We start from the raw sequence: 22,280 nt of genomic DNA, 5'->3' as shown, positions 1-22,280 counted from the left end.
AAGCAGGTGGAAATTCACGTAACGCTCTTTATTGCGACTCCAAAGCCAAGGGATAAAACCATGCAACAACCTCGTCCAATCCGCCGGGCTCTGCTCAGCGTCTCCGACAAAGCCGGTATCGTTGAATTCGCCGAAGCGCTTTCCCAGCGTGGCGTCGAACTACTCTCCACCGGCGGCACCGCCCGCTTGCTGGCAGATGCCGGCCTGCCTGTTACCGAAGTTTCCGACTACACCGGTTTCCCGGAAATGATGGACGGACGAGTTAAGACCCTGCATCCCAAAGTACACGGTGGCATTCTGGGCCGTCGCGGTCAGGACGATGCGATCATGGGCCAGCACGACATCAAGCCGATCGACATGGTGGTCGTTAACCTTTATCCGTTCGCCCAGACAGTCGCGCGCCCGGACTGCTCGCTGGAAGACGCCGTCGAGAATATCGATATCGGCGGCCCGACCATGGTGCGCTCCGCAGCCAAGAACCATAAAGACGTCGCTATCGTGGTGAAGAGCAGCGACTACGCCGCCATCATTACCGAGATGGATAACAACGATGGCTCGCTGCAATACGCCACCCGTTTCGATCTGGCGATTAAAGCCTTCGAGCATACCGCCGCCTACGACAGCATGATCGCCAACTACTTCGGCGCACTGGTTCCGGCCTATCACGGTGATACTGAACAACCTGCCGGCCGTTTCCCCCGCACCCTGAACCTTAACTACATCAAGAAGCAGGATATGCGCTACGGTGAAAACAGCCACCAGCAAGCTGCCTTCTATATAGAAGAGAACGTTCAGGAAGCTTCTGTCGCTACCGCAGACCAGTTGCAGGGCAAGGCACTGTCCTATAACAACATCGCCGATACCGACGCCGCGCTGGAATGCGTAAAAGAGTTCGGCGAGCCGGCCTGCGTGATCGTCAAGCACGCCAACCCATGCGGTGTGGCGATCGGCGACGATATTCTGGCGGCCTACGAGCGCGCCTACCAGACCGACCCGACCTCGGCGTTTGGCGGTATCATCGCCTTCAACCGTGAGCTAGATGCCGCGACCGCGCAAGCCATCATTAGCCGCCAGTTCGTGGAAGTGATCATCGCACCGAGCATCAGCCAGGAAGCCCGCACGCTGTTGGCCGCCAAACAAAACGTGCGCGTACTGGCCTGCGGCCAGTGGCAGCAGCGCGTTGCCGCTCTGGACTTCAAACGCGTCAACGGCGGCCTGTTGGTGCAGGATCGCGATCTGGGTATGGTTAACGAGGGCGATCTGCGCGTGGTATCCGAACGTCAGCCAAGCGCTCAGGAACTGCGTGATGCATTGTTCTGCTGGAAAGTGGCCAAGTTCGTTAAATCCAACGCCATCGTTTATGCGCGCGATAACATGACCATCGGTATAGGCGCCGGCCAGATGAGCCGCGTTTACTCCGCCAAAATCGCCGGAATCAAAGCGGCTGACGAAGGGCTTGAGGTGAAAGGTTCCGCCATGGCATCCGACGCCTTCTTCCCGTTCCGTGACGGTATCGATGCGGCCGCGGCGGTTGGCATCACCTGCGTGATCCAGCCTGGCGGTTCAATCCGCGACGACGAAGTGATTGCCGCCGCCAACGAGCACGGCATTGCGATGATCTTCACCGACATGCGCCACTTCCGCCATTAATCCCTTTTGCCGCGTGCGCTGCGGCGCACGCTCTGCATGGAGTACCTGATGAACATTTTAATTATCGGCAACGGCGGGCGTGAACATGCGCTGGCATGGAAAGTCGCTCAGTCGCCTCTGGCGGACAACGTTTACGTCGCTCCGGGCAACGCCGGTACCGCGCTGGAACCCAACCTGGCAAACGTGGCGATCTCCGCCACCGATATTCCGGCGCTGGTTGCCTTTGCACAGAGCCATGACATCGGTCTGACCATTGTTGGCCCGGAAGCGCCGCTGGTGATTGGCGTGGTTGACGCCTTCCAGGCCGCCGGCCTGAAAATCTTTGGCCCGTCCCAGGCGGCCGCACAGTTGGAAGGCTCTAAAGCCTTTACCAAAGACTTCCTGGCGCGCCATAACATTCCGAGCGCCGAGTACCAGAACTTTACCGACGTTGAACCGGCGCTGGCTTATGTACGCAGTAAAGGCGCGCCCATCGTCATTAAGGCTGATGGCCTTGCCGCCGGTAAAGGCGTTATCGTCGCCATGACGCTGCAGGAAGCGGAAGACGCAGTGCAGGACATGCTGGCCGGCAACGCTTTTGGCGATGCGGGCCACCGTATCGTGGTGGAAGAGTTCCTCGAGGGTGAGGAAGCCAGTTTTATCGTGATGGTCGACGGCGAGAACGTGGTGCCGATGGCCACCAGCCAGGATCACAAACGCGTTGGCGATGGCGATACCGGCCCTAACACCGGCGGCATGGGCGCCTATTCCCCTGCCCCAGTGGTCACGGATGAAATCCACCAGCGCGCAATGGATCAGGTCATTTGGCCAACGGTACGTGGTATGGCCGCGGAAGGTAATACCTACGTCGGTTTCCTGTATGCCGGGCTGATGATTTCTGCAGACGGCCAGCCGAAGGTGATTGAGTTCAACTGCCGCTTCGGCGATCCGGAAACGCAGCCCATCATGCTGCGTCTGCGTTCCGATCTGGTTGAACTGTGTCTGGCCGGGGCGGAAGGCAAGCTGGGCGAAAAAACCTCGGAGTGGGACGATCGCCCTGCTTTGGGCGTGGTACTGGCGGCCGGTGGATACCCGGGCGACTACAGCAACGGTGACGTGATTCAGGGCTTACCGCAGCAGGAAAGTGTCGACGGCAAAGTGTTCCATGCCGGTACGCGCATGCAAGGCGAGGATGTTGTCACTAACGGTGGACGCGTACTTTGCGTGACGGCGCTGGGTGCAACGGTGGCGGAAGCGCAGCAACGCGCATACCAGTTGGCGAAAGGCATTCAGTGGCAGGGCAGTTTCTGTCGCAACGATATTGGCTATCGCGCGATTGCCCGCGGCAAATGATCTGAACGTCGCACCACAATCCAACGGGGCTCTGCATACAGAGCCCTTTTTTATAGCGTATCTTCTTTCGGTTCCCAGCGGCAAAAATCGTCGTTCGCCACCAGCAGCAGTTCGCGTCCTTCAGGCGCATCCAACCAGGCTATATTCACCGGTTGGCTGCTGTTGCGGGCGCGCCGCGCGATCCAGGCTTCTGCATGCTTATCCAGCCCCGGCTTGATTGATTGCCCATCACAGGTTTGCACCACGCCCTGCTGCCAACGCCCCTGCATTAGCTTCACCTTACCGACACGCAACGCATCGCTCAGTTCAAGAACTCGCCGCGCCTGATATTGGTACAAGGCGATCTCGTCGCTGGTCAACTGCTCACGCCGCGTAGCCAGTTGGCGTTGCATAAAGCTCACCGTGCCATCATCGGCAAAGCGCAATTGAATGGAGTCTTGGTCGCGATCGGCGTCAGTACGCTTAATCTGGCGCAGTTTGCCGTTCTGGTATTCGTACAGGGTGGTGACCGTACCTGGCCCGCGATAAGGGCTGTAGACACTCATCAACACCTGTGGGCGTTGCTGGTCGTCGTCTTTACGCCACAGACGCATAACGCCCTGGTCAGCCACATAGCCGCTGGCGGTAAAGGTGGGGAGATCGGAATGACTGCTGCAGGCGCTTAGACCACCGGCAATGCCAATGACCAGCAGCGCCTGTCGGACAAACAAAAGGGGCGCCATCGCCCCTCTGTTTAATCTTTTCACCAACACGCAGTATTACTTAACTGCGTCTTTCAGTGCTTTACCAGAAACGAACGCAGGCACGTTGGCAGCTGCGATTTTGATTTCTTTACCAGTCTGTGGGTTGCGGCCAGTGCGCTCGCTACGATGGTTTACCTTGAAAGTACCGAAACCAACCAATTGTACCGCATCACCTTCTTTCAGAGACTCAGTAATAGCAGCCAGGGTGGATTCCAGAGCCAGTTTAGCTTGTGCTTTGGAAAGGTCAGCCTTGTCCGCGATTACATCAATCAGTTGAGTCTTGTTCATAAGTTATCCTTACAGTGTGTTTATCGTTTGCAAAGCATCGAGTGCGACGGATATGCCGATTGACAGCACCCTCCTGCATACACGCACCGATAGCCACTTTTTTTACGCCCCCCAAATGTAGACCAGACAGGGTGCGGATGTGAAGCCTTAAGGCATGACAAATCAGGCGTTAAATCACGTTTTCTTGCCTTATTGCGTTAAATTTATCCCGATGTTACTTACCGCAGCCTCGCGAAGGTCCGAACGCAACCCTTTGATCAGCTCTAAATCACGCTCTTCGCAGTCGGCCAACAGGCGGAAAATTTCCCATTGAATGTCCCATTCTTCCTCTACCGCAGGCAGAACCTTCAGCTCATCGTCGGTCATTTCTTTACCGGCCTGAGTCATTTCCAACATCGCCACGGTGCGAATTGACGTTTCGCTGATGGCAATGGCGTGCTCCAGCGTCTCCCCGCTGAGCCGCGAATGGATCAGTTCCCCTAATGCGATACAGGCGTCAATCGCCGGGTAAACGCCGTAAAGATCGTAATCTTCTGCCGAAGGTATCGCCTCTTCCAACTTCTCCAGTTGGCTGTCAAAGTTGACCTTGGCATCCTTCACCACCAGGGTTTCCCACACCAAATCCAGAATGCGGCGGTAAATGGCCGGATCGCCGAACTCGGTCTGCAGGCAGAACATCTGGTAATTCGGATACATACGCTCGCACAAACTGGCCATAAAGGTCAAATGTTGCCAGCTTTCAAGCTTTTCCAGACGTAAATGAATCGGGTTACGTAGCATTATTCACTCTCTTACGCGTTATCTGCGCCGCAGTGTACCCGAAATCGGTCATTGCGGCACCTCTGGATGCTGTTGCAGCCAGCGCTGGAGGGCCGGTCGGCGCGAAGCGATGGCATCGGCCCAACGAGTGGGTTCCGGTAAACGGTAACCCGCCATGCAGCGCTGTACCCAGGCCAGTGCGCTGTCAGTGCTGACGCGGTGGCCGGTGGCGATAAACAACGGGTTGCAGCGCACCTTGCTCCGCCAGACCCAGCCAAGCTGTTCGCCTTTATCCTCCAGCGGCGCCAGCGCACCTGCGGCGATATCCAGAGGCGCGAATTTACCGCACAGGCGCTTCTTCGCCACGCCGATGGTCGGCACATTGACCAACAACCCAAAGTGGCTGGCGACGCCCAGGCGGCGCGGATGCGAGATGCCATGACCGTCGACAAAAACCAGGTCCGGCTTCTGTTGCAGCCGTTCCCATGCGGCAAGCAACGCAGGATATTCGCGGAATGAAAGAAAACCCGGAATATAGGGCATGGTAGTAGCCACACGGGCAATCTGGTATTCAACCAGTTCCAGCGACGGATACCGCAGGATGGCGATGGCGGCTCGCGTCACCGCACCTTCCTGCTCAAAACCCACGTCAGCGCCGGCGATAAAAGCCGGTGTATCGACCAGAAAGTCATCGTGGCGAATAACGTCAGACGCACGCTGCAACTGCTCAGCGCGCAGGGCTTGGGTATCAATCACATCCCGTCCTTAGCGATGGTATTTCGCCGATTGAGCGTGAACAGCTTCCACAAACACGCCGGCGTTCTCCGGCGGTACGTCCAGATGAATGCCGTGGCCCAGATTGAACACGTGGCCTTCGCCGTGGCCGAAACCGGCGAGAATAGTTTCCACTTCCTGACCGATGCGTTCAGGCGACGCATACAACATGGACGGATCCATATTCCCCTGCAGCGCCACTTTGTCGCCTACGCGACGGCGCGCATCCGCGATGTCGGTAGTCCAGTCCAGACCCAGCGCGTCACACCCGGTCGCCGCCATCGCCTCCAGCCACTGGCCGCCGCCTTTGGTAAATAACGTGACCGGCACGCGGCGGCCGTCGTTTTCACGCAGCAGCCCGTCGACAATCTTGTGCATGTAGTGCAGCGAGAATTCACGATAGTCGCGGCCGGTCAGCACGCCGCCCCAGGTATCGAACACCATCACCGACTGCGCGCCGGCTTTAATCTGGGCGTTAAGATACAAAATGACGCTGTCCGCCAGCTTATCCAGCAGCAAATGCAGCGTGGCCGGTTCGGCGTACATCATTTTTTTCAACTTGGTGAAGGCTTTGCTGCTGCCGCCTTCCACCATATAGGTCGCCAGCGTCCACGGGCTACCGGAGAAGCCAATCAGCGGCACTTCGCCTTTCAGTTCGCGACGGATGGTGCGTACCGCGTTCATCACATAGCCCAGTTCCACCTCCGGATCGAACACCGGCAGTTTGTCCACGTCGGCACGGCTGGTGATTGGCGAAGAGAAGCGTGGGCCTTCACCGGCTTCGAAATACAGGCCCAGCCCCATAGCATCGGGAATGGTGAGGATATCGGAGAACAGGATAGCGGCATCCAGCGCATAGCGGCGCAGCGGTTGCAGCGTAACCTCACAGGCCAACTCCGCGTTCTTGCACAGCGACATGAAATCGCCGGCTTGAGCGCGGGTGGCCTTGTACTCCGGCAAATAACGACCGGCCTGACGCATCATCCATACAGGGGTCACATCCACCGGCATACGTTGCAGCGCGCGCAGGTAACGATCGTTCTTCAACTCATTCATCATAGGGTTCCCTTATTCATCTGCCGTTATTGTAGCGATTTATTGCTCACGGCATAAGGCTACGGTGTCCTCTATCAGGCGGCGCGCCACGGTGCCGGGTGGCGGCAACAGCGGCAACTGGTCATAACGGTACCAGCCGGCGTTCAGCAGCTCTTTCGGATCGTGACGAATCTCACCGCGGTGGTAATCGGCCATAAAGGCCATCATCAGCGAATGCGGGAACGGCCAAGGTTGAGAAGTCACATAACGCAGGTTTTTGATTTCAATGTTACTTTCTTCCATCACCTCGCGCGCGGCCGCCTGCTCCAGCGTTTCGCCGACCTCGACAAAACCGGCCAGCACAGTATGAATGCCACCGCGATGACGCACATGCTGCGCCAGCAGGATCTCATCGTCGCGCCGAATAGCGACGATCACGCAAGGTGCAATCTGCGGGTAGTAACGCTCCCTACAGTGACCGCACAGACAGGCGCTCTCGGTACGGCTGAGGTGCATCTCATGGCCGCAATAACCGCAGAAGCGATGAGAGCGGTAAAAGTCGGCCAGTTGCACGCCGCGCCCGGCAAGCTGAAACAACCCGCGATCGAGCTCGAGCAGTTGGCGCACCGAGCCCATATCCTGCGGCATCGTCTGGCGCACCAGCCACACCGGCAGCCCTTCCCATTCACCAATGGTGCGCGCCATTCGCCCCTGCAGGGAAAACGACGCCGCCGAACCGAACGGCAATTCACCGTGCGGTAACCAAAGCTTGCTTTCATGGCTGACGATCCACCAGCCATTTTCATTACCCGTTAATGCAAGTTCCATATCGTTGTTGCACAACCTCAGCTTCACTGGCACTCTACAAATCGGCCTTGTTACATTTTAATAACTTACTGTTACTTTTTATTACTTACGGAGTCAAACATGCTCAACCGTTTGGAAAGCCTGACTCAGCGCGTTGGTGGTAGTAATGAATTAGTTGATCAATGGCTTCAGGCGCGCAAGCAGTTGCTCGTCGCCTATTGCACCCTCGTGGGCATCAAACCGAACAAAGAAAAGCATACGCCGCTGAATGAAAAAGCGCTGGAGAACTTTTGCCATAATTTGGTGGATTATCTCTCTGCCGGGCATTTTCATATCTATGACAGAATTATCAAACAAGTGGAAGCCGCACCCAGTCCGAAAATGGCGCTATCGGTGAACATCTATCCCAAACTTTGGGTCAATACCGAGCAGATCATGGCTTTCCACGATCGCTATACCGAAGTGGATATCGATCAGGACGTGTGTATCGAATTCCACCAGGCGCTGTCGGATATCGGTGAAACACTTGCGGCACGTTTTGCCCTGGAAGATAAGCTGATCCAACTGGCGACCGAAGCCTCGCAGCAACCACTGCCGGATAAAGCGCTGGATAAGACGCGTTAGAATTTTGTAGTTTTTTTTATTATCCCTCCTATACTGGAGGACATCTTGTCGGAGTGCCTAGCGCTGATTTGCTCATCAAATTGGCCAGGCTGAGACCGTTAATTCGGGATCCGCGGAACCTGATCGGGTTAATACCCGCGAAGGGAACAAGAGTAATCTATCGCCACTGGCAGGGCTTCCCGAACGGGGATACTCCGCCTTGCCGGCCAGTATCATTACTCCCTCCGAGCTCCAGACAAGCAATTTTCCCCACTCATTACACTGGTAGGAATTTGCTATGTCTAACGTTAAAAAACCGCGCGCCCGTAAAGAACAGCGCGAAGAAGCCCAGCAGTTTATCGACACTCTGCAAGGCGTATCCTTTCCCAATTCACACCGCATCTATCTGCAAGGCTCACGCAGCGATGTACTGGTCCCGATGCGTGAAATCCAGCTCAGCCCGACGCTGATTGGCGGCGACAAAGACAACCCGCGCTACGAGCAGAACGAAGCTATCCCGGTATATGACACCGCCGGCCCGTACGGCGATCCGCAATCCGAGCTCGATGTGCATCGCGGCCTGGCGAAACTGCGCGCCGGCTGGATCGAAGAACGTGGCGACACCGAAGCCCTCACAGGCGTCAGTTCCGGATTCACTCAGCAGCGCCTGGCGGACGAAGGGTTGGATCATCTGCGCTTCGAGCATCTGCCGCTGCCGCGCAAGGCGCAACCGGGCAAATGCGTCACCCAGTTGCACTACGCTCGCGCCGGCATCGTCACCCCGGAAATGGAATTCATCGCCATCCGCGAAAACATGGGCCGTGAGCGTATCCGCGGCGAAGTGCTGCGCCACCAGCATCCAGGTCAAAGCTGGGGCGCCAACCTGCCGCAAAACATCACGCCGGAATTCGTTCGCCAGGAAGTGGCCGCCGGCCGCGCCATCATTCCCGCCAACATCAACCACCCGGAATCCGAACCGATGATCATCGGCCGTAACTTCCTGGTGAAGGTCAATGCCAATATCGGCAATTCGGCAGTGACTTCGTCAATCGAAGAAGAAGTGGAGAAGCTGGTGTGGTCGACCCGCTGGGGTGCGGACACCGTGATGGATTTGTCCACCGGCCGTTATATCCACGAAACCCGTGAATGGATCCTGCGTAACAGCCCGGTGCCGATCGGCACTGTGCCTATCTATCAGGCGCTGGAAAAAGTGAACGGCGTGGCCGAGAATCTGACCTGGGAAATGTTCCGCGATACGCTGCTGGAGCAGGCGGAGCAAGGCGTCGACTACTTCACCATCCACGCCGGTGTGCTGCTGCGTTATGTGCCGATGACCGCCAAACGCCTGACCGGCATCGTCTCTCGTGGCGGTTCGATCATGGCCAAGTGGTGCCTGTCGCATCATCAGGAAAACTTCCTGTATCAACACTTCCGCGAAATTTGTGAGATCTGCGCCGCCTACGACGTATCGCTGTCGCTGGGTGACGGCCTGCGGCCCGGCTCGATTCAGGACGCCAACGACGAAGCACAGTTCGCTGAGCTGCACACGCTGGGCGAACTGACAAAAATCGCCTGGGAATATGACGTGCAAGTGATGATCGAAGGCCCAGGCCACGTGCCGATGCAGATGATCCGCCGCAATATGACCGAAGAACTGGAACACTGTCACGAAGCGCCGTTCTATACCTTAGGCCCGTTGACCACCGATATCGCACCCGGTTATGACCACTTCACCTCCGGCATAGGGGCCGCGATGATCGGCTGGTTCGGCTGCGCTATGCTGTGTTACGTCACACCGAAGGAACACCTCGGCCTGCCAAACAAAGAAGACGTGAAGCAGGGATTGATCACCTATAAGATCGCCGCCCACGCTGCTGACCTGGCCAAAGGCCACCCAGGTGCGCAAATCCGTGATAACGCCATGTCCAAAGCTCGCTTCGAATTCCGCTGGGAAGATCAGTTCAATCTGGCGCTCGATCCCGCCACCGCCCGTGCCTATCACGACGAAACCCTGCCGCAGGAGTCCGGCAAAATCGCCCATTTCTGCTCAATGTGCGGGCCGAAGTTCTGCTCGATGAAGATCTCGCAAGAGGTCCGCGACTACGCCGCCGCGCAGGAAGCGGCCAAGCCGATAGAGGTGCAGCTGACCGGTATGGAAAAGATGTCGGCCGAGTTCCGTTCACGGGGTAGCGAGCTTTACCACAGCGCCGGTAACCTGCAGGGGGAGATGAGCAATGACTGATATCATCACGCCTTTCCCCGCCACGCCGCACAGGCTGGGGCTATACCCGGTCGTCGACAGCATTGAATGGATTGCCCGCCTGCTGGAGGCGGGCGTGACCACGATCCAACTGCGCATCAAGGATTTGCCGGATGAGCAAGTCGAGGATGATATCGCCGCCGCCATAGCCCTCGGCAAGCAATATCACGCCCGGCTGTTTATCAACGACTACTGGCAACTGGCGATTAAGCACGGCGCCTATGGCGTACACCTCGGTCAGGAAGATTTGGATACCACCGATCTGGCGGCGATCCATCGGGCAGGATTACGGCTTGGCGTTTCCACCCATGACGATGCCGAATTAGCCCGGGCAATCGCAGTCAAACCCTCTTATATCGCGCTGGGACATATCTTCCCAACCCAAACCAAAGAGATGCCTTCCGCACCTCAAGGCCTGGCTGAGCTGAAACGCCATGTCGCCGAACTGGATGACTATCCAACGGTGGCGATCGGCGGGATCGGGATTGATCGCGTGGCGGCAGTGCTGGATTGCGGAGTCGGTAGCGTAGCCGTAGTCAGCGCTATCACCAAAGCTCCGGACTGGCGTGTGGCCACCGTGCAGCTTTTGCAATTGATCGAAGGTAAGGAGTGATTCGATGCTTAACGATCAAGAATTTCTGCGCTACAGCCGCCAGCTGCTGCTGGAGGACGTAGGTCCGCAAGGCCAGAAAAAGCTTAAACAGGCATCGGTTTTGCTGGTCGGGCTGGGGGGATTAGGCTCCCCCGCAGCACTCTATCTGGCCGCTGCCGGCGTCGGCACGCTGCTGTTGGCCGATGACGATACGCTGCACATCACCAATCTGCAGCGTCAGATCCTCTACCGCAGTACCGACGTTTCCAAAAGCAAAGCCGCTCTGGCGCAGCGTCAATTGCAAGCGCTGAACCCGCAGGTGGAATCCATCGCGCTGGAACAACGTCTGCAAGGAAAAACCTTGCAAGACGCCGTGGAGCGCGCCGATCTTATCCTGGATTGCAGCGATAACATGACCACCCGCCATGAGGTGAACGCCGCCTGTATCGCCGCCGGCAAACCGCTGATAAGCGGCAGCGCGGTGGGCTTCAGCGGCCAATTGCTGGTGATTGAACCGCCCTATGCCCACGGCTGCTACGCCTGTCTGTATCCGGAGCAAACCGAGCCGCAACGCAACTGCCGCACCGCAGGCGTGCTCGGCCCGGTAGTTGGCGTCATTGGCACCTTGCAGGCGCTCGAGGCGATAAAAATGCTGGCGGGCATGCCCTCGTCACTCAGCGGCAAGTTGCGGCTATTCGACGGCAAACAGCAAAGCTGGAGTACGTTGCAGCTCAGCCAGGCCAGCACCTGCCCGGTATGCGGAGGCGCGGCATGAAAATCCGGCTGAATGACCAACCGCTGGAACTGGCGCAACCACTGAGCGTCACCGCCCTGCTTGAGCAGTTGGAACGCCACCAGCCAGGCACTGCACTGGCTATTAACCAAACTATCATCCCGCGCGCCGACTGGGCTAACCACCAGGTGCAGGACGGTGATGACATCCTGCTGTTTCAAGCGATTGCCGGAGGCTGACATGCTGCAAATCGCCGATACCACCTTTACTTCACGCCTGTTTACCGGCACCGGAAAATTCGCCACCCCTGGGCTGATGCTGGACGCGCTACAAGCCTCCGGCTCACAGTTAGTGACCATGGCGATGAGGCGCGTTGACCTGCGCGGCGGCAATGATGCCATTCTTGCGCCACTTCAACAGTTGGGCGTGCGCCTGTTACCCAATACCTCGGGCGCCAAAACCGCGGCTGAAGCCGTGTTTGCCGCCCGACTGGCGCGTGAGGCGCTTGGCACCCATTGGGTAAAACTGGAAATTCATCCCGACGTGAAATATCTGCTGCCGGACCCGATTGAAACCTTGAAAGCGGCTGAAACGCTGGTTAAAGAGGGCTTTGTGGTGTTGCCCTACTGCGGCGCCGATCCGGTGTTGTGTAAACGGCTGGAAGAGGTGGGCTGCGCAGCGGTGATGCCGCTCGGCGCACCGATAGGATCCAATCGCGGGCTGCGGACCCGCGACTTCCTGGAAATCATCATCGAACAGGCCAAAGTGCCGGTGGTGGTCGATGCCGGCATCGGTGCGCCAAGCCATGCACTGGAGGCGATGGAACTGGGTGCCGATGCGGTGCTGGTGAATACCGCAATCGCCGTGGCGCGCGACCCGGTACAAATGGCGCGTGCGTTTCGTTTGGCACTGGAAGCCGGTGAACTGGCTCGTCAGGCCGGGTTGGGTGGCCGCAGCCGCAATGCAGTAGCCTCCAGCCCACTGACCGCTTTCCTTAGCCAACCTGGGGAGGCGTTATGATGGCAGAGGATTTCAGCAGCCGCTGGCAACAGCTCGATTGGGACGATATCTCACTGCGCATCAACGGTAAAACTGCGCTGGATGTCGAACGGGCGCTCAATGCGGAAAAATTGACGCGTGAAGACTTTATGGCGTTGATCTCGCCCGCAGCTGCGCCCTACCTGGAGCCGCTGGCACAACGTGCACAACAGCTGACGCGCCAACGCTTTGGCAACGTGGTCGGCTTCTACGTGCCACTGTACCTGTCCAACCTGTGCGCCAACGATTGCACCTATTGCGGTTTCTCGATGAGTAACCACATCAAACGCAAAACGCTCAATGCTACCGAGATCGAGCGCGAATGCCTGGCGATTAAGGCGTTGGGTTTCGAGCACCTGTTGCTGGTCACCGGCGAGCACCAGACCAAGGTCGGCATGAACTATTTCCGCGAGCATATTCCGGCGATCCGCGCCCACTTCAGTTCGCTGATGATGGAAGTGCAGCCGTTGGCGCAGGAGGAATATGCCGAGCTGAAAACGCTGGGGCTGGACGGGGTGCTGGTGTACCAGGAAACCTATCACCCTTCCACTTACCAGCAACATCACCTGCGCGGCCAGAAACAGGACTTTCACTGGCGGCTGGCCACGCCGGATCGTCTCGGCCGCGCGGGGATCGACAAGATCGGCCTTGGCGCGCTAATCGGGCTTTCCAATAGCTGGCGCACCGATTGCTATATGCTGGCCGAACACCTGTTCTATCTCCAGCAAACTTACTGGCAGAGCCGCTACTCAATTTCATTCCCACGGCTGCGTCCCTGCGCCGGCGGCATCGAACCGGCATCAATCATGAGCGAACCGCAGCTCGTACAGTTAATCTGCGCCTTTCGCCTTTTCGCTCCTGACGTAGAGCTTTCTCTGTCGACACGCGAGTCACCGTTCTTCCGCGATCATATGATCCCGGTAGCGATCAACAGCGTCAGCGCCGGCTCCAAAACCCAACCCGGCGGCTATGCCGACGATGTGCCGCCTGAACTGGAACAGTTCGAACCACACGACGGCCGCACACCGCAGCAGGTGTCGCAAGCTATCAGCGACGCCGGTTTGCAGCCTGTGTGGAAAGACTGGGACGGATATCTGGGGCGTAGCGCGCAGTAATTTGCAATCTTTGCAGCACCTTTGGAAAAGCCATGGAAGCACAGCGCAAAGCCTGCAGAGGCTACTGGTATGGGAAATCAGCGCGGCTATAGTGGCGATGCTGGCTTCCGAATCCGGCACCAGCCGGAGCCGCTATTTTCTCAACGGCTCTGCTTACCAACCCCCGGATCGCGCCGGACACCCTCCCGCGCGACTCCGGGACCTCCTAATGTTTGACTCCTCCCGCATTCATCTCACCGGCCTTTTGACAAACCAAACTGGTTGGACCACAGTTAAAGTCCGATCGCTGAAGCGGTCTGATAATTCTGCGAGATAACCACTATGAATCTGTACCTGCGACTGATCTGGGTTTTACTCTCATCATGTTGGAAGCCACGCATGTCGATGGATGCTTTGACCAACCAACTGGCGACCCGAGTTTGGCTGAATGATATCGATCTCAATTTGCATATGAACAACGGCCGTTACATGACGGTATGCGACCTGAACCGGGTCGATTTGTTTATCCGCACCGGCCTGATGGCGTTAATGCTTAAACGACACTGGTCACCGATCATCAGCCAGCACACCATGGATTACAAAAAGGCGCTACAGCCGTTCCAGCGCTATCAGGTCAGCATGAGCATTACCCACTGGGACGAACGCTATTTCTATGCCACCCATACTTTCAGCGTTGGCGATCGGATCGTCGCTCAGGGCACATCGCGGGCGGTGATTTTAGGGCGGGAAGGTGTGGTCGCACCGGACGTGGTGATAGCAAGCGTTCGGCAATATCAGCAACGTCGCAGTGAGTCCCTGATGCTGTAATGGCAATGGTGTTGGCCGTGTATCTTTTTACTGCCTGCACTCGTCTTGGAGGCGAGTGCAGGCAGCTTATTTTGTGAGACTGGCAGCCCCCCCAGGAACGCAAATCACACGTATGAGTGCTAATTAATCATATCAACGGTAAAATGTGAATGTTTTTTGAGTGTCTTTTAATGAAAAATTGAGTTCTTTTTGAGTTTAATTAATAAAATCAAACGGATATAGCCGCAGCCATCCTGACATCATCTATAATCGAGCCAACAGATAGCCTCGGGACACAAAATGCTCGTGGTCAACGTCAGGAAAATCAAGGTGATCATGAAGAAAGCGCTAAATTACGCAGATGCAATCAGTACGCTGCTGGCCCAGAAAGGGGTTGGAGACAGAAAGCACGCATCAACGATGGCGAGCATACTGAACCTCCAGTACAACAGCGCCAAGCAGAAACTGGACGGTAAAAGAGGCATCACTCTCGACGAGATAAAGAAGATATTTCAATACTTCAACGAATCGTTTGGAGGGCGCAGAGCCCATAACTGCGTCTTTATCATGAACAACATACATAAACGATGCAATATTGAGGTTGACGACAAGCCGGTAGATCACATTGAGGATACGGAAACCTATGCGTTCAGAAAAAACGATCTTTTTATTATTAACACCGACAGAGATAAAAGCGTGGGTGCAGAGCTGTATAAGGTCAGAAAAATAGACTTTTTGCCCACACCAAGGATAGCCATACTCGACAACGATCAAGACATACTGGAGTTGCTGAAGAAAATCACCACCCGCTACGGGATTGAAACAGATACCTTCCCAACGGCGACGGCGATCATCGATGGCCTGGAGCAGCACACCTACGAGGCCTTTATCCTTGATTGGCTGTTAGACTTCGGCGAGACGTCCGAAAAGGTCGTAGAAAAGATAAAAGACCTGATGCTCCCCCCTGCGCAGATCATCATCCTGACCGGCCAGTTAAACCACTATGAGAAAAACATAGGCGATATGATATTAAACTACGACGTGCATTTGGTTGAGAAGCCGGCCAAGCCGCTCATTATCTCTTCGCTGTTGCTTTCCCATTTATTCTTCAACTAATTTTATTGGCAGGCAAATGAGGAATGACGACCCTTTGCCCACGGCTGATTTCACTCTGATGGTGCCTTTCATCCTGGTCACATAGTTCTTTATAATGGTTAGCCCCAAGCCCAGCCCCTGACGCGTCTCCCTTTCCAATCCCTGATTGAATGCCTTATATAATCTGTCAATATTTTTCACGTCAAAGCCGATGCCGTTATCCTTCACCAGAAGATAAAGGCGGCTATTACAGACCTTCACATTCACGATAACCAGGCCGCCATGCGTATATTTATCGGCATTGCCCAACAGGTTGACGAGTATTCGATATAGTTTGTACTTATCGGCATGGATTTTCCCTGCATAAGACGAATGTCGGATAATAAATTGATTGCGACCTTCCCCGCTCACCGCGGCGACGGCATCGTCAACCACTTCATTGAGTGAAAACAGGGAATCATTTACCTTTACCTCCCCCATTTCAAGCCGTGAGTAATCCATCACCTCGCGCGTTTGCTCTGCAATTTTATTGCCATGGTGCGAGATGAGCCTGGCTTCTTTCTTCAACTCATCCTGAACCAGCTCGTGCTCCATGATGTCTGCCGCAATCACGATAGCCTGCGTTGAGCCAGCGATCTCATGGTAGATGGAAGAAATAAATATGTTCTTATTCTTAACTATCTCCTTCAGTGAAAACGCGTTCTTCAAGATAAGAAACATCATCAAGAAAATCAGCACCAGCGAGAACATGGCAAATAGCTCGGCTTTACCTGAATTGTCTTTGATGATGTCTTTAACCTCGGTGAAGTTCCTTATCTGTATTTTGTAAATCATCTCTTGAATATCGACCAGGGTGATTTCCATCTCTTCCATAAAAGAGAGTATATCGGCTCTGGTTTTGGTGCCATTGCGCAGCTCGACGCCAAGTTGATCCAGCTCGGCATATTGGCGCTTCAATACCGCCACTGTTTTTATAAATTCATCGTCATAATAAAAAGAGTCGCTGAACGTAGAACGGCTTTCAAGAATGGCAATCTTTGAGGCAAATATTTTCTTCTTGAGCATAAAACTATCGTAGTTATCCTCGTCGCCCAGCAGTAGTGCGGTTTTCGTCCGTTCGAAGGATAAAAAGAGAATTTCAGCAACGGAGTAGTTATCGAGATTGGGTTCAATCTGCTTGTATCGCTCTTTCACATTACCGAAATTTACGGCAATCAATAAAATCAACAGCACCAGCACCGCAACCAGGGAGATAAGGGTCCCGATAAATTTCTTGCTCATTTCACTTAACCTCTAGCATTTTTATTTGCCAAACGGTTTTTGCGTTCACATCAATGTTGTTCAACTCTGGGTAGCTATCGCGAGGATAGATAATCGCAAACGGCCCCAACTCCGAAACATCCATGAGCTCACCATTTTTCTTATAAGCGATAATGACTTTATATTTAGATAGCTCGGCGGCTGGCATTGAATATGAATAATCATCCCATGCAAAAGCGCGAACATTGTTTCCCGTCAGCCCATATTCTTTTGCCAACGAGGTGAACTCAACACCGGTAAAAACGGCCTCAGGTGTGAAGTTGGTCGAGGTTTTAATCGAAGAGGATGGCATCGCCTCTAACGCCTGCAGCGTAATCTTGACCTTCTCGCCATCGCTCTTTTTAAGATAAAAATAGTCAACGCTCGCATAAAGCGGAACGCTAACAAGATAAGTCAGAAATAATGCTATCAGTCCTTTGATTTTCATTATTTATCGCCTTTATGTTTAACCAGCTCTGCCTGCCCAAATTCATCCTTGCCAATGGCAACCCAGCCACGCCGCTGATAAAACGCCTCAGCCTTGGAACCAGGATCTGTGGTTAGGTGGATTTCGTCTGCGCCATTATCGAACATCCACCCGGTCACAAAACTCAGCAACTGGGAGCCAATACCTTTCGACTGATATTCCGGTTTAACAAACAACCCACCTATCAGTGGATCCGGAATAAAAAGACCTAAACCAACACCAGCATAATCGTTACCGTACTTACAAATCCATCCTCCTCCCTGATTGATATCTTCCAACGCCTGTTTTCGCTGGAGGTATTGAATTTGGTGCGGGTGAAGAAGATTCTCTTCGACAGAGAATCTGATCTCATAAAGATAAGGCAGGTGTTTCTCGGTGAGTTTTTCGAAGGTGAGAAGGCTGTCCATATTTTCACTATCCTTAGCAGGTTAGACACATAAGCAATTTACTCATTATGTATACTTTTTCCATAGTTGCAAAACTTGTCAGCCTTTGTAGCAAGTAAAAAAAAACCGCCCCCGAAGGAGCGGTTTATCTGGCAAGGGTCCGGCATACCGGCCCCCAGGGCATATCAACGATTACTCGTCGTTGCCGCCCAGGTTACCTGCGTTCAGCAATTCAGCCAGGTTAGCTGTCGCTTCTTCCGCGCTTACCTGCGGAACAACCGGCACTTCACCCTGTGCTTTACGGCGCATACGATCCTGGTGATAAGCGTAACCGGTACCGGCTGGGATCAGACGGCCCACGATGACGTTCTCTTTCAGGCCGCGCAGTTCATCACGCTTACCGGCAACAGCCGCTTCGGTCAGAACGCGCGTCGTTTCCTGGAACGATGCTGCGGAGATGAAGGACTCGGTCGCCAAGGAAGCCTTGGTGATACCCAGCAGATCGCGTGAGAAGGTTGCCTCGATTTTGCCTGCAGCAGCAAGTTGACGGTTGGCAATCTTAACGCGAGACACTTCAGCCTGCTCGCCTTCCAGGAACTCGGTGCTACCAGCACTAACGATGGTGCCTTTACGCAACATCTGACGAACGATAACTTCGATGTGTTTATCGTTAATCTTAACGCCTTGCAGACGGTAAACTTCCTGCACTTCGTTGGTGATGTAGCGGGTAACCGCATGCACACCACGCAGACGCAGAATGTCGTGCGGAGACTCTGGGCCGTCAGAAACAACGTCGCCACGCTCCACAATTTCGCCTTCAAACACGTTGAGCTGACGCCATTTTGGAATCATCTCTTCGTATGCGTCGCTGCCGTCCAGCGGAGAAATTACCAGGCGACGTTTGCCTTTGGTCTCTTTACCGAACGAGATAATCCCGCTGATTTCAGCCAGGATTGCCGGCTCTTTCGGACGACGAGCTTCGAACAGATCCGCAACGCGTGGCAGACCACCGGTAATATCCTTGGTACCGCCGGATTCCTGAGGAATACGCGCCAAGGTATCACCCGCACCGATCTGAATGCCGTCTTCCAACTGCACAATCGCTTTACCTGGCAGGAAGTATTGAGCAGGCATATCAGTACCTGGGATCAATACGTCGTCGCCTTTGGCATCAACGATTTTCAGTGCCGGACGCAGGTCTTTACCGCTACCGGTACGCTCTGCGCTGTCCAGAACTACCAGAGAAGACAAACCGGTCAGTTCGTCGGTCTGGCGAGTAATGGTCTGGCCGTCAACCATATCAGCGAAGCGGATGAAACCACTCACTTCGGTGATAACTGGCATGGTGTGCGGATCCCAGTTAGCAACGGTCTCGCCGCCGTTAACTTCTGCACCGTCACCTTTGCCCATGACAGAACCGTAAGGCACTTTATAGCGTTCTTTGGTACGGCCGAATTCGTCGATCAACTTCAGTTCGGTGTTACGAGAGGTAATCACCAGCTTGCCTGTGGCGTTCATAACGAACTTCACATTGCTCAGCTTCAGAGTACCCTTGTTTTTCACCTGGATGCTGGATTCAGCAGCCGCACGAGATGCCGCACCACCGATGTGGAACGTACGCATCGTCAGCTGTGTACCCGGCTCACCGATTGACTGTGCCGCGATAACGCCGATAGCTTCGCCTTTGTTGATGATGTGACCACGTGCCAGGTCGCGACCATAGCAGTTTGCACACACACCAAAGTCGGTTTCACAGCTAACTACGGAACGGACTTTAACGCTGTCGACAGAGTTCTCTTCCAACAGGTCACAGGTCTTCTCATGCAACAGCGTGTTGCGTGGAACCAGAATGTCCGCCGTACCCGGCTTGATGACATCTTCTGCAGTTACACGACCCAGAACGCGTTCACGCAGTGGCTCTTTAACGTCGCCACCTTCGATAACCGGAGTCATCGTGATGCCGTTGTGAGTACCACAGTCATCTTCGGTAACCACCAGATCCTGCGCCACGTCAACCAGACGACGGGTCAGATAACCGGAGTTAGCCGTTTTCAGTGCGGTATCCGCCAAACCTTTACGAGCACCGTGAGTAGAAATGAAGTACTGGAGTACGTTCAGACCTTCACGGAAGTTCGCGGTGATTGGCGTTTCGATAATGGAACCGTCCGGCTTCGCCATCAGACCACGCATACCGGCCAGCTGACGAATCTGAGCGGCGGAACCACGCGCACCGGAGTCGGCCATCATAAAGATGCTGTTGAAGGAAACTTGCTGTTCCACAACGCCGTCACGGTTAACTACGTCTTCAACCGACAGGTTTTCCATCATCGCTTTAGCAACACGTTCGTTTGCCGCAGCCCAGATATCGATCACTTTGTTGTAACGTTCACCGGCGGTGACCAGACCAGACTGGAACTGCTCCTGGATCTCGGCAACTTCGGTTTCCGCTTCTTCGATGATCTCCGCTTTCTTGGCCGGGATAACCATGTCATCGATACCTACTGAAGCGCCTGAACGGGCTGCATAGGCAAAACCGGTATACATGATCTGGTCAGCAAAGATAACGGTCGGCTTCAGGCCCAGGATGCGGTAACAAGTGTTCAGCATCTTAGAAATCGCTTTCTTGCCCAAAGGCTGGTTAACGATCGCGTACGGCAGACCTTTTGGTACGATCATCCACAGGATGGCGCGACCAACGGTAGTGTCGATGATCGAAGTCTGATGTACAGACTCACCTTCGGTGTTTTTGATCTCTTCAGTGATACGCACTTTGACACGCGCATGCAGAGAGGCCAGACCGGCGCGGTAAATACGTTCCGCTTCTTTCGGGCCGCTCAGCACCATGCCTTCGCCTTTGGCGTTAACACAGTCACGGGTCATGTAGTACAGACCCAGTACAACGTCCTGAGAAGGAACGATGATTGGCTCGCCGTTCGCAGGTGACAGGATGTTGTTGGTAGACATCATCAACGCACGCGCTTCCAGCTGGGCTTCCAGCGTCAGCGGTACGTGTACAGCCATTTGGTCACCATCGAAGTCGGCGTTGTATGCCGCACAAACCAGCGGGTGCAGCTGGATTGCCTTGCCTTCGATCAGAACCGGTTCAAACGCCTGGATACCCAAACGGTGCAGAGTTGGTGCACGGTTCAGCAGTACCGGGTGTTCGCGGATAACTTCGTCCAGGATGTCCCAAACGACAGCTTCTTCGCGCTCAACCATTTTCTTGGCAGCTTTGATGGTCGTGGCCAGGCCACGCAGTTCCAGCTTGCCGTAGATGAACGGTTTGAACAGCTCCAGCGCCATTTTCTTAGGCAGACCGCACTGATGCAGACGCAGGTATGGACCTACGGTGATTACAGAACGACCGGAGTAGTCAACACGTTTACCCAACAGGTTCTGACGGAAACGACCCTGCTTACCTTTGATCATGTCGGCCAAAGATTTCAGAGGACGTTTGTTGGAACCGGTGATCGCACGACCGCGACGGCCGTTATCCAGCAGGGCATCTACCGCTTCTTGCAGCATACGCTTTTCGTTGCGCACGATGATGTCAGGTGCGGCCAGATCCAGCAGGCGTTTCAGACGGTTGTTACGGTTGATAACGCGGCGGTACAGATCGTTCAGATCTGAAGTCGCGAAACGACCACCATCCAGCGGAACCAGAGGACGCAGATCCGGCGGCAGTACCGGCAGCACGGTCAGGATCATCCACTCTGGCTTGTTGCCAGACTGCACGAACGCTTCCAGCAGCTTGATACGCTTGGTCAGCTTCTTACGCTTGGTTTCGGAGTTGGTTTCGTTCAGCTCTTCACGCAGCTGCTCGCATTCCGCTTCCAGATCCATGTTTTTCAACAGGGCCTGAATGGCTTCCGCACCCATCTTGGCGTCGAATTCGTCACCGAACTCTTCCAGCGCGTCCAGATACTGCTCTTCAGTCAGGATCTGACGACGCTCGAGGTTGGTCATACCGCCTTCAACAACCACATAGGATTCGAAGTACAGTACACGTTCGATGTCACGCAGCGGCATATCCAGCAGCAAACCGATGCGCGAAGGCAGCGATTTCAGGAACCAGATGTGCGCAGTCGGTGAAGCCAGCTCGATGTGGCCCATGCGCTCACGGCGCACTTTGGTCTGGGTCACTTCAACGCCGCACTTCTCACAGATCACGCCGCGGTGTTTTAAGCGCTTGTACTTACCGCACAGGCACTCATAGTCTTTTACCGGCCCAAAGATACGGGCGCAGAAAAGGCCGTCACGTTCAGGTTTGAACGTACGGTAGTTAATGGTTTCCGGCTTCTTAACTTCACCGAACGACCACGAACGGATCATATCTGGCGATGCCAGAGCAATCTTGATCGCATCAAACTCTTCGGTCTTAGTTTGCGCTTTCAGAAACTTCAATAAGTCTTTCACGGATTGGCTCCTGTCGGAGTTAAACCTGTTGGGCGCACGCTGACAAATCGCGCGCCCGTGTGACCTGAACAACCACCCTCAG

At 54.9% G+C, this 22,280-nt stretch carries 21 protein-coding genes and 1 riboswitch; of the genes, 11 read left to right on the top strand and 10 right to left on the bottom strand.

Annotated elements, in window-relative coordinates; genetic code table 11:
• The first annotated feature begins 60 nt into the window (after positions 1 to 60).
• Both purH and purD read left to right on the top strand, forming a co-directional pair.
• Positions 61 to 1,650, top strand: a complete 1,590-nt coding sequence (gene purH, locus JEM67_RS01845; protein WP_199639570.1) for a bifunctional phosphoribosylaminoimidazolecarboxamide formyltransferase/IMP cyclohydrolase — start codon at positions 61 to 63, stop codon at positions 1,648 to 1,650.
• Positions 1,651 to 1,698: 48 nt separating this feature from the next.
• Positions 1,699 to 2,982 carry a phosphoribosylamine--glycine ligase gene (purD, locus tag JEM67_RS01840; protein ID WP_013811141.1) on the top strand — a complete coding sequence of 428 codons (1,284 nt, stop codon included), beginning with the start codon at positions 1,699 to 1,701 and terminating at the stop codon, positions 2,980 to 2,982.
• 50 nt (positions 2,983 to 3,032) lie between these two features.
• Here purD and JEM67_RS01835 read toward each other — a convergent pair whose 3' ends face one another.
• The 6 genes from JEM67_RS01835 to nudC form a co-directional block, all read right to left on the bottom strand.
• The gene (locus tag JEM67_RS01835) at positions 3,033 to 3,704 is read right to left on the bottom strand and encodes a DUF1481 domain-containing protein (RefSeq protein WP_199639567.1); all 672 of its coding nucleotides are present in this window, start codon (positions 3,702 to 3,704) and stop codon (positions 3,033 to 3,035) included.
• A 36-nt stretch (positions 3,705 to 3,740) separates the two neighbouring features.
• Positions 3,741 to 4,013, bottom strand: a complete 273-nt coding sequence (gene hupA / locus JEM67_RS01830) for a nucleoid-associated protein HU-alpha (RefSeq protein WP_004929874.1) — start codon at positions 4,011 to 4,013, stop codon at positions 3,741 to 3,743.
• Positions 4,014 to 4,202: 189 nt separating this feature from the next.
• Complete coding sequence (locus tag JEM67_RS01825; protein WP_004953973.1) at positions 4,203 to 4,793, bottom strand: YjaG family protein; 591 nt, start codon at positions 4,791 to 4,793, stop codon at positions 4,203 to 4,205.
• Between the two features lie 48 nt (positions 4,794 to 4,841).
• Positions 4,842 to 5,528, bottom strand: a complete 687-nt coding sequence (gene nfi / locus JEM67_RS01820; RefSeq protein ID WP_199639565.1) for a deoxyribonuclease V — start codon at positions 5,526 to 5,528, stop codon at positions 4,842 to 4,844.
• A gap of 9 nt (positions 5,529 to 5,537) precedes the next feature.
• On the bottom strand, positions 5,538 to 6,602 hold the full coding sequence (gene hemE / locus JEM67_RS01815; RefSeq protein ID WP_006323156.1) for a uroporphyrinogen decarboxylase: 1,065 nt from the start codon (positions 6,600 to 6,602) through the stop codon (positions 5,538 to 5,540).
• A gap of 39 nt (positions 6,603 to 6,641) precedes the next feature.
• Positions 6,642 to 7,409: an NAD(+) diphosphatase gene (gene nudC, locus JEM67_RS01810; RefSeq protein ID WP_065506798.1), complete on the bottom strand. Its 768-nt coding sequence runs from the start codon at positions 7,407 to 7,409 to the stop codon at positions 6,642 to 6,644.
• 99 nt (positions 7,410 to 7,508) lie between these two features.
• Between nudC and rsd the strand changes: the two genes are divergently transcribed.
• The 9 genes from rsd (at position 7,509) to JEM67_RS01765 (ending at position 15,631) form a co-directional block, all read left to right on the top strand.
• Positions 7,509 to 8,012, top strand: a complete 504-nt coding sequence (gene rsd / locus JEM67_RS01805) for a sigma D regulator (protein ID WP_199639562.1) — start codon at positions 7,509 to 7,511, stop codon at positions 8,010 to 8,012.
• Between the two features lie 39 nt (positions 8,013 to 8,051).
• A riboswitch (TPP riboswitch) is annotated at positions 8,052 to 8,175 on the top strand.
• 114 nt (positions 8,176 to 8,289) lie between these two features.
• Complete coding sequence (gene thiC / locus JEM67_RS01800; protein ID WP_233527892.1) at positions 8,290 to 10,233, top strand: phosphomethylpyrimidine synthase ThiC; 1,944 nt, start codon at positions 8,290 to 8,292, stop codon at positions 10,231 to 10,233.
• Positions 10,226 to 10,864 carry a thiamine phosphate synthase gene (gene thiE, locus JEM67_RS01795; RefSeq protein ID WP_199639560.1) on the top strand — a complete coding sequence of 213 codons (639 nt, stop codon included), beginning with the start codon at positions 10,226 to 10,228 and terminating at the stop codon, positions 10,862 to 10,864. Before thiC ends, thiE begins: the two co-directional genes overlap by 8 nt.
• Positions 10,865 to 10,868: 4 nt before the next feature.
• Positions 10,869 to 11,618: a HesA/MoeB/ThiF family protein gene (locus JEM67_RS01790; protein WP_199639558.1), complete on the top strand. Its 750-nt coding sequence runs from the start codon at positions 10,869 to 10,871 to the stop codon at positions 11,616 to 11,618.
• Positions 11,615 to 11,815, top strand: coding sequence for a sulfur carrier protein ThiS (gene thiS, locus JEM67_RS01785; RefSeq protein ID WP_004953956.1), 201 nt, complete (start codon positions 11,615 to 11,617; stop codon positions 11,813 to 11,815). The genes JEM67_RS01790 and thiS overlap by 4 nt, the downstream gene beginning before the upstream one ends.
• A gap of 1 nt (position 11,816) precedes the next feature.
• Complete coding sequence (locus JEM67_RS01780) at positions 11,817 to 12,596, top strand: thiazole synthase (RefSeq protein ID WP_013811134.1); 780 nt, start codon at positions 11,817 to 11,819, stop codon at positions 12,594 to 12,596.
• A complete protein-coding gene (thiH, locus tag JEM67_RS01775) occupies positions 12,596 to 13,729 on the top strand; it encodes a 2-iminoacetate synthase ThiH (protein ID WP_199639573.1) in 1,134 nt (377 codons plus the stop codon). Before JEM67_RS01780 ends, thiH begins: the two co-directional genes overlap by 1 nt.
• A 378-nt stretch (positions 13,730 to 14,107) precedes the next feature.
• The gene (locus JEM67_RS01770; protein WP_233527891.1) at positions 14,108 to 14,536 is read left to right on the top strand and encodes a thioesterase family protein; all 429 of its coding nucleotides are present in this window, start codon (positions 14,108 to 14,110) and stop codon (positions 14,534 to 14,536) included.
• A gap of 279 nt (positions 14,537 to 14,815) precedes the next feature.
• Positions 14,816 to 15,631, top strand: a complete 816-nt coding sequence (locus tag JEM67_RS01765; protein ID WP_199639554.1) for a helix-turn-helix domain-containing protein — start codon at positions 14,816 to 14,818, stop codon at positions 15,629 to 15,631.
• Here JEM67_RS01765 and JEM67_RS01760 read toward each other — a convergent pair.
• The 4 genes from JEM67_RS01760 to rpoC form a co-directional block, all read right to left on the bottom strand.
• Entirely contained in the window at positions 15,617 to 16,891 is a 1,275-nt protein-coding gene (locus JEM67_RS01760) for a sensor histidine kinase (protein ID WP_199639552.1), read from the bottom strand. The two genes, JEM67_RS01765 and JEM67_RS01760, sit on opposite strands and share 15 nt — an antisense overlap.
• Before the next feature lies 1 nt (position 16,892).
• Complete coding sequence (locus JEM67_RS01755) at positions 16,893 to 17,357, bottom strand: oxidoreductase (protein ID WP_199639550.1); 465 nt, start codon at positions 17,355 to 17,357, stop codon at positions 16,893 to 16,895.
• On the bottom strand, positions 17,357 to 17,803 hold the full coding sequence (locus tag JEM67_RS01750; protein ID WP_199639548.1) for a GNAT family N-acetyltransferase: 447 nt from the start codon (positions 17,801 to 17,803) through the stop codon (positions 17,357 to 17,359). The genes JEM67_RS01755 and JEM67_RS01750 overlap by 1 nt, the downstream gene beginning before the upstream one ends.
• A gap of 171 nt (positions 17,804 to 17,974) precedes the next feature.
• The gene (gene rpoC, locus JEM67_RS01745) at positions 17,975 to 22,198 is read right to left on the bottom strand and encodes a DNA-directed RNA polymerase subunit beta' (RefSeq protein ID WP_013811127.1); all 4,224 of its coding nucleotides are present in this window, start codon (positions 22,196 to 22,198) and stop codon (positions 17,975 to 17,977) included.
• Positions 22,199 to 22,280 lie beyond the last annotated feature (82 nt).

It is taken from the genome of Serratia sp. PAMC26656 (assembly GCF_016469055.2).
GTDB lineage: Bacteria > Pseudomonadota > Gammaproteobacteria > Enterobacterales > Enterobacteriaceae > Serratia > Serratia plymuthica.
This window is presented reverse-complemented; position numbering and strand designations above follow the sequence as displayed.